General features: G+C 41.4%; 10 protein-coding genes. 1 reads left to right on the top strand and 9 read right to left on the bottom strand.

The window, feature by feature from the left end:
* Positions 1 to 12: 12 nt before the first annotated feature.
* From F0919_RS11725 to F0919_RS11690, 8 genes are all read right to left on the bottom strand, one after another.
* Positions 13 to 1,440: a leucyl aminopeptidase family protein gene (locus tag F0919_RS11725; protein WP_150032957.1), complete on the bottom strand. Its 1,428-nt coding sequence runs from the start codon at positions 1,438 to 1,440 to the stop codon at positions 13 to 15.
* A 36-nt stretch (positions 1,441 to 1,476) separates the two neighbouring features.
* Positions 1,477 to 2,424 (bottom strand): hypothetical protein, encoded by a 948-nt coding sequence (locus F0919_RS11720; protein WP_150032956.1) that lies wholly within the window; start codon positions 2,422 to 2,424, stop codon positions 1,477 to 1,479.
* A 145-nt stretch (positions 2,425 to 2,569) separates the two neighbouring features.
* On the bottom strand, positions 2,570 to 4,087 hold the full coding sequence (lysS, locus tag F0919_RS11715) for a lysine--tRNA ligase (RefSeq protein ID WP_150032955.1): 1,518 nt from the start codon (positions 4,085 to 4,087) through the stop codon (positions 2,570 to 2,572).
* 168 nt (positions 4,088 to 4,255) lie between these two features.
* Complete coding sequence (locus F0919_RS11710; RefSeq protein ID WP_150032954.1) at positions 4,256 to 4,474, bottom strand: hypothetical protein; 219 nt, start codon at positions 4,472 to 4,474, stop codon at positions 4,256 to 4,258.
* Positions 4,475 to 4,514: 40 nt separating this feature from the next.
* Entirely contained in the window at positions 4,515 to 5,876 is a 1,362-nt protein-coding gene (locus F0919_RS11705) for a hypothetical protein (RefSeq protein ID WP_150032953.1), read from the bottom strand.
* Positions 5,857 to 6,441, bottom strand: coding sequence for an RNA polymerase sigma factor (locus F0919_RS11700; RefSeq protein WP_150032952.1), 585 nt, complete (start codon positions 6,439 to 6,441; stop codon positions 5,857 to 5,859). The genes F0919_RS11705 and F0919_RS11700 overlap by 20 nt, the downstream gene beginning before the upstream one ends.
* Before the next feature lie 70 nt (positions 6,442 to 6,511).
* The gene (locus F0919_RS11695) at positions 6,512 to 6,817 is read right to left on the bottom strand and encodes a hypothetical protein (RefSeq protein ID WP_150032951.1); all 306 of its coding nucleotides are present in this window, start codon (positions 6,815 to 6,817) and stop codon (positions 6,512 to 6,514) included.
* Positions 6,818 to 6,888: 71 nt separating this feature from the next.
* A complete protein-coding gene (locus F0919_RS11690; RefSeq protein ID WP_190277366.1) occupies positions 6,889 to 7,788 on the bottom strand; it encodes a WD40/YVTN/BNR-like repeat-containing protein in 900 nt (299 codons plus the stop codon).
* A gap of 226 nt (positions 7,789 to 8,014) precedes the next feature.
* Between F0919_RS11690 and F0919_RS11685 the strand changes: the two genes are divergently transcribed.
* On the top strand, positions 8,015 to 9,853 hold the full coding sequence (locus tag F0919_RS11685; RefSeq protein WP_150032949.1) for a DNA polymerase III subunit gamma/tau: 1,839 nt from the start codon (positions 8,015 to 8,017) through the stop codon (positions 9,851 to 9,853).
* Between the two features lie 75 nt (positions 9,854 to 9,928).
* On the opposite strand, the gene F0919_RS18770 is transcribed toward F0919_RS11685, so the two are convergent.
* Complete coding sequence (locus tag F0919_RS18770; RefSeq protein ID WP_190277365.1) at positions 9,929 to 12,391, bottom strand: collagen-like protein; 2,463 nt, start codon at positions 12,389 to 12,391, stop codon at positions 9,929 to 9,931.
* Positions 12,392 to 12,419 lie beyond the last annotated feature (28 nt).

The following is a 12,419-nucleotide window of genomic DNA, read 5'->3' as shown; positions in this document are numbered from 1 at the left end:
CTGGGTTGGGGTTTACTTCCCATAATTCAACAAAAAATCAATCATCATGCGCAACCCATACGCCGTAGCCCCCGCGGTTCTGTAATCTTTCCTTGTATCATGATGGGAAACGCCTGCAATGTCAAAATGCATCCATGGATAATCGGTGAAATGTTCCAGAAATTTTCCTGCAGTAATAGCACCGCCTCTCGGGCCACCCACGTTCTTCAGATCTGCAATATCCGATTTAATCATTTCTCCGTATTCACTCCATAAGGGGTATTCTATTAATCTTTCATATTGATTGTACCCGCTGATGTGCATTTTACTTTTTACCGAAATATCTGCCGTTCCCATGGCAACCATCGCCACGTCTGCAACAGCCTGTGATGCAGCTCCGGTAAGGGTTGCGAAATCTATAACCAGTTCAGGATTGTATTTTTTTGCATAATGCAATGCATCTGCAAGCACCATTCTGCCTTCGGCATCCGTATTCAGCACTTCAACAGTGGTTCCGCTGTACATCGTAATTACATCGCCCGGCACATAAGCATTTTCTCCCGGGCGGTTTTCCGTTGCGGGTACCAAAGCAATAAGGTGTAAAGGCAAATCCAGTTGTGCCGCTACATACATGACACCTGTAACCAATGCCGCACCACCCATATCGCTCTTCATCTTATCCATCGAATTAAGCGTAGGCTTCAGGCTCAAACCGCCGGTATCATATACGATGCCTTTACCCACCAGTACAATCGGTTTCTTATTGATAGCCTTTGTGGGCCTGTGTTCCATAATGGTGAATGTAGGAGGTAAGATGCTGCCTTTATTAACCGCAAGCAATCCATTCATCTTCATTTGTTCCAACTTGGCCTTGCCTAAAACACTTACCTTAAAACCCGCCTCTTTACCAAGGTTGCCTATTTCCTGCGCAAGTTGTTCTGCTGTAAGATAGCTTAGCGGCTCATTTACAAGATTCCGAACATGATAAATAGCATCGCATATAGCTTGTAACTGCTTTAAATCTTTTAGTGTAATACTTTGTTTGTCGAATGCAATTTCATTCAGGGAATTGGCAAGCTTTTTTGCATCCGCCTTATATTTCAGGAATTGGTAGTTTGCCAATACCAGGCCTTCCACAACATGGTATGCGGCCATAGGTTCTTTCCCGCAATTGGTAATGACAACTTCTTTTATAGATAATGCTGTAAGCTGCAATTGCAAAGCAGCTCCACGTTTACGCAAAAGCTCTTTTGTGAGATAGTTTTCCTTTTCAGGATTGACATAAACGATGAACAACTGAACATCCAGGTGATTGATGAGAATGATGCCTCTATCATTTTTGATTTGCTGCTCCGCAAAGACTGTTTCTTCTTTTGAAAAAGAAAGTGTCTTTAATTGTGAAATATTATCAATGATAAAAACGGAATGTCCTTTGGGTACTTTGGCAATCTTTAGAAACATAAAACATTATTATTTGCGTACGCAAAAATAATATTCCTACAGCTTTTTCCTGATTTTAATTAAAGCCGTCTTACCAAAGGTATTGTGTGCAATAATATCATACGCGGTATCGCCGTCTTTGATGGTAATGTTTGCAGTATTGGGCGGCTCTCCTCCTTCATTAATAGCCTGGATGCTTATGATGTTTAATTCATTACCGCCAATAGGTAATTTTATTTCCTTTTGCTTTTTCGTAAGTACGTAATCCTTTATAACAGGATTGCCGTTGTAAGATATCGTTACTTTATCACCGTCTTCCGTATTGCCATCCCATATAGTTAATATTACCTCATCACTATTCCAGTTATAAGTCTTGTCTTTACCTTCAGTGATGATTACCTGCGTCGGAACAACAGGTACCTGACTTGCGATAACGAGCTTGCTTTTGCTTGCCGTATCATAAACGATTTTGAGTGGTTTGGGCGTTGTTTTAGGAACGGTTGTTACAGCAGCGGGAGGTGCTGCTTTAGCAGCAGGATTGAACAATGCATTTATTTCATTCATGTCAGAAAAAGTGATGCTTCCCTTGCTGCAATTGGCGCCGTTTCCGGCTGTCATGGTTATAAGTGGCCCTGATAATGTTTTCTCCGTGCCGGAAAATTTAAGGTTTGCCTCTACAAGGCAGATGATGTATTCGCTTACAAAATAATTGTTCTCTACAATAGTGTTCTCCCTTATGTGGATAGTCCTTGCATCGCGGTCTATTTCAGCTACGACGTATGCCCTCACATTATTTTCAGGTTTGGAATAAGTGTTTGCGTAACCGCTCAGCATATTGCCCGCAGAATCTTTCAGCTTCATGTCATAATGGAAAGATTCACCACCTTGCACGCCCATATAGCCTGTCAATATATATTCTTTCTTTTGTGCATGCGCACGAAAAGAAAGCATGCTGACAATAAGAAGCAATAAAGCGGGGCAAAGATTTTTTATAGAAGGCAACATTTTCAGCGATTCATTTTATAATAAGAAGCAAGATAATCTTATTCCGTTGTATCAGATGTAAAAGCGGATTTATCTTACAGATGTGGTTCAAATAAAAAATCCTGTCAAGCTACGCAGGCTTAACAGGATTTTGTTTGATTCGTTATTATCCTTTTTCCGGGCGCATTTGCGGGAAGAACAATACATCCTGAATGGAAGATTGGCCGGTAAGCATCATTGCCAGACGGTCAATTCCAAAACCGATACCGGCAGTTGGTGGCATACCATATTCCAGTGCACGTAAGAAATCATGGTCGATGAACATAGCTTCATCATCACCTCTTTCCATAAGGCTCAGCTGGTCTTCAAAACGTTCGCGCTGTTCAATCGGGTCATTCAACTCGCTGTATGCATTTGCCACTTCCTTGCCGTTAACCATAAGTTCGAAACGCTCTACCAATCCGGCTTTGGTTCTGTGCTTTTTAGTCAGCGGGCTCATTTCGATAGGGTAGTCGATGATAAATGTCGGTTGGATATAATTGCTTTCGCATTTCTCTCCGAAGATTTCATCAATCAATTTACCACGTCCCATGCTTGGTGCAACAGGTATATTCAATTGCTTGCAGACATCACGCAAACCTGCTTCGTCCATTTCGCTTATATCAAAGCCTGTATGCTCTTTGATAGCATCATAAATGCTTACGCGGGCATAAGGCGCTTTGAAGTTGATTTCATTTTCACCAACTTTTGCAACGGTTGTATCATTGGTAGCGAGCGCTACTTTTTCCAACATTTGCTCGGTTGTTTCCATCATCCAGTAATAGTCTTTATAGGCAACGTAGAACTCCAATACCGTAAATTCCGGATTGTGCGTTCTGTCCATACCTTCATTACGGAAGTTACGGCTGAACTCATATACAAAGTCGAAACCGCCTACTATCAGGCGTTTCAGGTAAAGTTCATTTGCAATACGCAAATACAAAGGAATGTCCAATGCATTGTGATGCGTGATAAAAGGACGCGCAGCAGCACCGCCCGGAATGCTTTGCAATACAGGGGTATCTACTTCCAATGCTCCTTGCTGGTTCAGATATTCACGGATAGCGTTTTTCATCTTTGTGATTTTCACAAAAGTTTCTTTAACGCCATCAGTAACTATCAGATCCGCATAACGTTGACGGTAGCGGAATTCAGGGTCAGTAACCGCATCGTGAACATTGCCGTCTTCGTCGCGTTTCACAACCGGCAAAGGTTTCAATGATTTTGAAAGTAAGGTGATTGTTTCTGTATGAAGAGAAGTTTCTCCTGTTTTTGTAATAAAGACATAGCCTGTTGCGCCGATAATGTCGCCTAAATCCAGGCCATGTTTCACTACATTTTCCCAGAAAGATTTATCCTCGTCAGGACAAAGCTCATCGCGTTTTACATACAATTGAAAAATTCCTTTGCTGTCCTGGATTTTTATGAAAAATACTTTTCCTTTATCATTGATGCTTACAATTCTTCCTGCCACGCAAACCTTACTGAATGCTTCCTTATTTTCTTCTGTAAACGCTGCCTTTATATCGGCAGAATGGTGTGTCACAGGATACAAAGGGGCGGGGTATGGATCAATACCTGCTGCCTGCAATCTGGAAAGTTTCTCTCTGCGAACCAATTCCTGTTCGCTTAGTGTTGTTTGCATAATCAGTTGAATGTAATGTTTTTTATAAATATGGCTGCAAAAGTACGGAATGTATGGCTTATGTGATATCAAAAAAATAAGGTGCATGCCGGAAGGCCGCACCTATAACTGTAATGGAAAAATAACCTGAACTATAATGTTTTAATAATGTTCTCGCTTGGGATTAAACTAAAGCTCATTCAAAAAATCATTTAGAGTTTGCTTAGGTCCTTTTGTTTTTCTAAGATGTGATACCTGTTCAAACGCTTCTTTAAGGTCTGACTTAAGTTTAAGGGCCTGTTCATATTTTTTCAGCTTGTTCAAAATCTTTTCCCAATCTGTCAAAGGTAGTTGTACGGCCTGTGTTTCCCCATGAATGTCATTTACATATTGAAGTTCTATTTTCATTATCCAAAGTTGATAATTTTCGGCAAGTAATAATTTTCTTCTACCTCAAAGGAATATTATACTTAAACTGAACCTGTACGTAGCGTCTGTTAACATAAGGAGCGTCGCCCTTGAAAAGATTGTTCAAGCCTTCTCTGTAAACCAGGCCTGCCTGAAGATTCGGAGAAATAATAAACTCGGATTTGGTAGTCAGCCCAATATCCATTGTCGGAAATATTTTGGTGTTATTGTTGTCGGGCTGAACAATTTCATCTTTTTTGTTGAGCATTTTCTGGAAGTCACCACCTACGCTAAGCGCTATCTTATCTTCTATCTGATAACCGAATGATGGATTCATCTGTACATAATACAATTTCTGAATAGGATCCAAAGCCGGTGTGCTAAAGCTATTGATAGAGCTGCTGGATGGTCTGGCTGCCGTGCCTGCAGGATTTACCGAAGGGCCATTGTTAGCGGCAACATTATTGGCATTGTTATTATACATCATAGCAACAGTTCCGTCAACAAAGAAGTCGCTGCCGATTTTTCTTTTAACACTGATGCCTGCTGTGTAGCCTGTATTGATGTTGCCATAATTAACGCCGCCACCGAAAGAAATATTTGTCTTGGGTTTTGATGGAGCAGGAGTACCATATTCCGATACGGGCCATGAATGATTAGATTGATTTTGAGCAATATAACCGGAATTGCTTTCCTGCTTTGCCGGGGCAGTTATTTCTTTATTAATGGTATTAACTTCATTTGTTTGTGCTTTAACAATTACAGGAGCATTCGGTGTCTGAACTGCTTCTGCTTTATTTTCAGGTACCGTTATTACCGGCTGATTATTGTTAGGGTTTAAAACCGCATTCTGATTATTTGCAACAGGCAGATTGGATAAAATATTGCTGTTATGAATTTGTCCTGATTGGGATTGTTGCGCCATTGATTGAGAAGGCACCGGATTTGTTACAGGTTGATTCTGTTGTGCTTCGTTCTGTTGTTGCGAAATTTCCGGTACTTGCTGTCCCGATGTTGTGTTTTTTACAACAGCAGGATTATTTGTCTCGATCTTATTATCAGGGTTATTGAATTTAACGGCTAATCCGACAGCAACAACTATTGCAGCTGCAGTTCCGATGGCAATGCCCCATTTTCTTAATGGGAAAGGCATTACAGGCTTACTTTCAGGAACTTTATTGTCAAGTTTTTCAGCTAATTGATTCCAGCTTTTAGGGTTGTACTCAAAATTTTCTTCCTGAAGCTTTGCTACAAGAAGCGTATCAAAAGATGTAATTTCCTCATTTACAGGCATGGCAATATTGAGTTTGTCCGATAGTTGTTTCCAACTTTCCGGATTGTACTCAAACGCTTCTTCCTGAAGTTTTTTTAAGAGCAACGCATCAAATTCGTTTTTGCTCATAATATTTATTCTCTTTTTTTTGATTTGCTATAATGATTTGCTGAAGGTTTTTACGGGCATTGTTCACGTGCCATTGAGATGTCCCCTCACTCATGTCTAATAATTTTCCTATCTCTTTGTGGCTGTACCCATCAAACACAAACAGGTTGAAAACTGTTCTGCTCATGGGCGGTAATTTTTGAATAATACCTAAAAGATCTTTCATTGCAATCTTATCAAGCGCTGTATTGTCTGTAACAAATTTGGGTGATTCGGCCATTTCATTTGGAAAATGAAGTTGCATTGCATTTTTTAAATACTTACTCTTCAAATAATCCAGGCATGTATTGACTATCACCCTTCTCATCCAACCTTCAAAAGAACCCGAACCGGCATAATCTTTGATATGGTTAAATATCTTCAAAAAACCATCCTGTAATAATTGTTCCGCATCATATAAATCTCTTGCGTAACGAGCACAAAGTTTCAGGAACAAGCTGTAGTATTTTTTGTACAGATGTTCCTGAAGCAAACGATCATTACGTCGGCAACCTTCAATAATATCCTGTTCAGTATATTCGGGCATCTAAACCTCGCTGCTTTTGCTGTTTATCCTTTATTGAGTCTCTACATTCGCTTACAGATCTTCCGTTTTTTTATAATTTTCTTACGCGCGTAACCGTAATAAGGCTTTCGCAGGTTTTATCGTCTTGTGTATAATCAATTTCCACATTTATCGGAAAAACGGAATATTGTGTAATGCCTGCCTCGGCAGGTAAAGTTTTTGCTACCAAATTACCTTTGTCGTCGTCATCTGTAACTTTAATGGTAAAGCCTCCGCTACATGGATCTGCTGTTGTAGCATAGCCGGTAATCTGAGCCGTATTCCTGTTTTGGTCATGTTTTGTACAAGCACCTAAAAAGATTAAGGCAGCACCTAATAAAATCGAAATCTTCTTCATAAGAATTTTCTGAACTTTTTAATTTGATTAGTAATGGTATAGACGCATAAAGTTATCTAAATATTGGGTAATTATTCTGTTATGTGTAAAACAAATCCGTTTGAACCGCCAATCCACAGGCTGCCATCGGATTTTAATGTAATACATTTTAAATCTTCATTTGTAACCTCTTTAAATAAAGACCAATGTATTCCACCGTCGACCGTTTTAACAATAAGGCCTTTGTCTCCTGCAGCATATCCTATTTCTTTGTTTTTGAACACCACGTCTCTGAATCTGTATTTTGAAATTAATGGATTATCGCCGTTTCTTTGCTTTTCCCAATGTTTTCCCCCGTCAGCTGTATGGATAATGCTGCCGTTGTAACCCACTGCCCATATATTTTCCGCATCCATTACGCTCAGGCTTTTGTAAAAATCGCCCTGAATATCCTGTAACTGCCAGCTGTTGCCGCCATCTGTGGTTTTTAAAACAGCGCCATATCCGCAGGCATAACCAATCTGCTCATTGGCAAACGCAATATCGCTCAACTGATAAGCAAAAGTGTCGACGAGACTTACATTAAATGCTGTGTCGAATTTGTAAATTCTTCCGAAAGCATAACCTTCACCCGTCACTAAAAAGCCTTTATTTGGGGCCGAAAATGTCATATTCTGAATCCAATCCCAATTTTGCATCTGCCGCATTTCCCAATCTGCCGAATTTCCGACAGGTGAATAAGAGCGACCTTCAAAACCTCCGGCCATTACTTTTTTGCCATCATAGGCAATGCCAAAGACTCCCTTCGGATGCTCGCCATTATAAGCAAAACGAATCCATGTTTTGCCCCCGTCATTTGTGGTCATTAATAAAGTAGAATCATATTTTTCACCCCCGATTATATAACCTACGGAATCGTTAATGAAAAGAATGCCGTTAATATCGCTTTTTGCTCCGGTTACAATTTCCTGCGAATCCTGCGGATAAAGCATGTCTTTTTTACATGAAAAAAAGAAAATACATGACAGAAGTAGTTGTAAGTATGATTTTGTATTGCAATAACCCGGAATGAATTTCATTTATAAATAAAACAATTGATTTTTTCAATAAAGACGAGCGCTAAAATTAATTAAAGAAAATGAAATGCAGGATGATGAGGTATAAATATTGATTAATTCAAATTTTTGCTATCTCCGTCAAATTTCTGAACTTGCAGCCATGTCGGAACAGTATATTGTATCAGCCAGGAAATATCGCCCACAGACTTTTGATACCGTCGTTGGACAGCAGCATATTACCACCACACTTAAAAATGCAATCCGTACCCAACATTTAGCACATGCTTATTTGTTTTGCGGACCGCGTGGTGTGGGTAAAACAACCTGTGCACGTATTCTGGCGCGTACTATCAATTGCGAAAATCCGACTGCAGACATGGAAGCCTGCGGTGAATGCAGTACGTGCCTTTCTTTTAAAGACAATACTTCTTTCAATGTATTTGAACTGGATGCCGCCAGTAACAACTCGGTGGATGATATCCGTTCTTTAACGGAACAAGTCCGTTATGCACCGCAGCACGGTAAATACAAAATCTATATTATAGATGAGGTACACATGTTGAGCACGGCAGCTTTCAATGCATTCCTTAAAACACTGGAGGAACCACCATCTTATGCCATTTTTATTTTGGCAACTACCGAAAAACACAAAATACTTCCTACTATTTTAAGCCGTTGCCAGATATTTGACTTTAAGCGCATCCAGACTGAAGACATTGTAGGACATCTGGCAAATATTTGCAGCAAAGAAGGTGTGGTGGCTGAAAATACAGGATTGCACATCATAGCGCAAAAAAGCGAGGGCTGCATGCGTGATGCCTTGTCTATGATGGACAGAATTGCAGGTTTTACGAATGGGCAATTGACTTATGCACAAACGGTAGAGCATCTTAATATTCTGGATGCCGATGTGTATTTTCAATTAAGCGATATCTTATTAAGTAAAGATGTTGGTGGGGCTTTGTTGCGACTGGACAATATCCTTCAGAGAGGTTTCGAAGGTGATGTGATATTAAATGGTTTTGCTGAACATTTCAGGAATCTGTTATTGAGCAAAGACGTGCGTATGGCACAGCTTCTGGACGTTCCGGAAGAGCACAGAAAAGTATATTTCGATAAGGCACAGATTATGCCTTCGGCATATATTCTGAGTGCATTAAGCCTTCTGAATGAAGCAGAGTTAGGATTCAGGACTGCTTTGAATAAACGGTTACATCTGGAACTTTGCCTGATAAGACTGTGTTATGTCAATGATGTTTTGAATACAACTCAATCAGAAAATAATTCTGAACTAAAAAAAAAACGGGATGAGCCAAATGGCTTAGTGCTTCCTCAGAAACCTGTTGCACCGGTAAATAACACTGCATCTACTGATAATTTTCAGTCGCCTAATCCTGAGGTTCAAATTCAGACGAATGTACCTGTTCAACAACAGGTAGTTAATACTGCAGTTCCGCAAATTCCTGTATCTGCTGTTCAAGCTCAACCTGTTTCTTTGCCAAAACCGGTAAGCGGTAATTCACCTGCGCCAACATCCAAAAGACCAAAATTGGGCTTGAATATACTACAGGAAATTCAGGAACAAAGCTTACAGGATGCAGAACATACAGGCGAGAAGATTGAATTGAATCAGGCTAATGCGGAACAACTGTTTCATGAATTTAAAGAGCATGTAAGAGTGGAACTGAAGCAGATTCCTTTAGCTTCCCAGTTGGACATGATGAGTATCCGGTTTGTTTCCTATAATGAATTACAGATAGTTTGTGTTACGGAAGTAAACCAGATTTATGCCAATAACCAACGTGAGGTTTTCATGGATTTCGGCAAGAAAAAAACCGGTATTCCTGATTTAAGAATCATGGTTCAGTTAGATGCTTCGGCAAAAAAAGAAGAAATTGTGGAGCGTAAGCTTGGCAAGCTTGAAATTTTTGACCTGATGGCCAGGCAAAATCCGGCATTGCGTATGCTGAAAGATACGTTGAACCTGCAGGTGGAGTAAAAGACAGTTTGATAATGTTGAAAGACTAAAATGGCCATCTTTTTTAGAAGATGGCCATTTTAGTCTTTCAAAAGATTATTTCCTTTTTTGAGTTGCTGATTGTTTTAGCAATTCTTTATTTGGCTTGAATACAGGTTTAGGCGAGATGCTCAGATTAGGATCTTTTCCTAATTCCACAGGATTAAGGTATTTGCCGATATTTTGTTTTTCTTTTTTAACGACAGGTACTACTCTGTGTGCATTTGCATAAGCATCTTGTCTGATACCGGTAACCTGCCAGCTTACTTCAATATTCGGCTCATTTGTTCTGATTTCAAATGTATTGCCTGTTACTTTCTTGCTTACAATTGCCTGAGCAAAAGTGCCTCCGATAACAGTCAGCTGATAACGGAAATCTTTATTTAATGTTTCAAAATAATCTGGTAAGGTAACTGTTGCATAACCTGAATTATTTGTAACAATATTACCATTATAGACATTCATCATATCAGGGCTTTCTACAAAAGAGTGATATAAATATTCGTTTTCAGGATTGATAGGATTATCTATTTTAAATGTACCTGCAGATTTACTAATACTACCTATAATCTGCACATCTCCGTCAAAATAACCTGCATAATTGGTGGTGCCGGGAAAAGGTATTGAAACACCATAGACACTGTAATTGGTATTTCCTCCGACCCCAAGGCCATAAACCCCATATTTTGTTCCTGAAATAATTGTTTCGTCGTACAGATAGGCAAGACCATAAACACCAAATGTAGTATCGGGTGAATATCCATCTGCATATACCCCGAAAACCTCACCATCACTCGAAGTTGATTGCCCTTGTCCTCTTACTCCTACATTGGTACCGCCTCCCAAAACTCCTGTTGATTGGGCCAGATTTATATTTGCAACTGATGTGGCAAATATTGCGGTACCGCCGTTTGCAGAGCTGTCAAAAACTCTTAATGCTCCGTTTGGAGTATATAAAGTGCTGGTATATGATATTTCCTGTGGTGTAACCTCATCAGCAGATTTAATATGTAATTTGGAAGAAGGTGTTGTAAAACCAAGCCCTAATAAACCTGCTGGTGTTTGATATAAAGCAGAGTTGCCCATGGTTGTAGCCCCTGTGAATTTTCCTATATAGTTAGTAGTTCCGTTTACGGTTCCGCTACCACCACCAGTTGGCAATGTTACAGTATTACCTCCGGAGATGCTCAGGTTCGAGCCTGTTATGGACAATGTTTGTGCATCACCATCAGCAGCGGGTGCCCATGCAGTTCCATTGTATTTCAATACTTGATTGGTTGCAGGTAGTGTAGTTGAAATGTCTTTTCCCTGAAGCTGATTGGCGTTCCATAATGCTGTTGAAGTTTGTGCATTTATAGTACTTCCGCTAATGGTTATGCCTGTTCCTGCAGTATAAGAACCGGTCCCTGCAGGTCCTTGTGGCCCCTGAGGTCCTGTTGCACCCGGAGTTCCCGGTGCCCCTGTAAGTCCTGTCGGACCTGCCGGTCCGGCCGGTCCCTGCGCTCCTGTAAGTCCGGTAGCGCCTGTTGGTCCTTGTGCTCCTGTAAGTCCGGTAGGTCCTATTGGTCCTGCCGGTCCTTGTGCTCCCGTAAGTCCGGTCGCTCCTTGTGGTCCCGCTGGTCCTTGCGATCCTGTTGGTCCAGCCGGTCCTGTAACACCTATGGCTCCAGCTGGTCCTTGTGGTCCCGTAGCACCATCAGCACCAGCCGGCCCTTGTGGTCCTGCAGGACCTTGTGGTCCACCAGATGGCCCTATTGGTCCTTGTGGTCCTGTTGCACCTGTAGGCCCTGCAGCTCCTTGAGTACCAGCTGGTCCGGTTGCACCGGTAAGGCCCGTTGCGCCCGTAGGGCCTGCGGGTCCTTGTGGTCCCGCTGCCCCGGTCAAACCTTGTGGTCCTGTAGCTCCGATAGTGCCGGCCGGTCCTTGTGGTCCTGCTGCACCCGTTGGCCCTGCAGCTCCCTGTGGTCCGGTTGGCCCTATTGGTCCTGCCGGACCTGGTACTCCTTGTGAACCATCTGCCCCTGTAGGACCTGCCGGACCTGCTGGTCCTTGTGCGCCATCCGCGCCGGTTGGCCCTTGCGGACCTGCAGGCCCTTGCGCACCGCTACCTCCGCTTTGTGCGTATAAAGCATAAGGAACACTTAATAACTGTGCTGCCCCTAAATCAGTATAATTTGTTCCTCCGTTGGGATCGATTTCTACTTTTACGAATTTGCTTCCGGTGCTCCAATCTACAGCATCTAAAGTGCCGGTAACCGGCGTGCCGCCGCCTATCGCAAGATTATATAAACCATAAGCATTTGTAGTGGCATTTTGTGTTTCTACATAAACAGCGGTACCGGTTGCTGAACCATCCAAAACGGAAATTTTCAAACCGATGGATTGACTGGCAATAGGCGCGCCGGTAGTATTTCTGGCGACTCCCTGATAATTGAATTTTGCCGGCGCCTGGGCTCTTAAAGCAAAAGGTAAGATCAGCGTAACAAACGTCAGCCGAAACAATGTAATAACTTTATTCATTGTGATATGTTTTTTTAATAAAATGATG

The organism is Taibaiella lutea (assembly GCF_008629695.1).
Classification (GTDB): domain Bacteria; phylum Bacteroidota; class Bacteroidia; order Chitinophagales; family Chitinophagaceae; genus Taibaiella; species Taibaiella lutea.
Note: the sequence above shows the minus strand (reverse complement) of the source record. Positions and strands in the feature narration are given on the sequence as shown.

Excerpts from the sequence above, each read along its gene's own strand:
- F0919_RS11725 (WP_150032957.1), bottom strand. The coding sequence starts at position 1,440 with ATGTTTCTAAAGATTGCCAAAGTACCCAAAGGACATTCCGTTTTTATC.
- F0919_RS11720 (WP_150032956.1), bottom strand. The coding sequence starts at position 2,424 with ATGTTGCCTTCTATAAAAAATCTTTGCCCCGCTTTATTGCTTCTTATT.
- lysS (WP_150032955.1), bottom strand. The coding sequence starts at position 4,087 with ATGCAAACAACACTAAGCGAACAGGAATTGGTTCGCAGAGAGAAACTT.
- F0919_RS11710 (WP_150032954.1), bottom strand. The coding sequence starts at position 4,474 with ATGAAAATAGAACTTCAATATGTAAATGACATTCATGGGGAAACACAG.
- F0919_RS11705 (WP_150032953.1), bottom strand. The coding sequence starts at position 5,876 with ATGAGCAAAAACGAATTTGATGCGTTGCTCTTAAAAAAACTTCAGGAA.
- F0919_RS11700 (WP_150032952.1), bottom strand. The coding sequence starts at position 6,441 with ATGCCCGAATATACTGAACAGGATATTATTGAAGGTTGCCGACGTAAT.
- F0919_RS11695 (WP_150032951.1), bottom strand. The coding sequence starts at position 6,817 with ATGAAGAAGATTTCGATTTTATTAGGTGCTGCCTTAATCTTTTTAGGT.
- F0919_RS11690 (WP_190277366.1), bottom strand. The coding sequence starts at position 7,788 with ATGCTTTATCCGCAGGATTCGCAGGAAATTGTAACCGGAGCAAAAAGC.
- F0919_RS11685 (WP_150032949.1), top strand. The coding sequence starts at position 8,015 with ATGTCGGAACAGTATATTGTATCAGCCAGGAAATATCGCCCACAGACT.
- F0919_RS18770 (WP_190277365.1), bottom strand. The coding sequence starts at position 12,391 with ATGAATAAAGTTATTACATTGTTTCGGCTGACGTTTGTTACGCTGATC.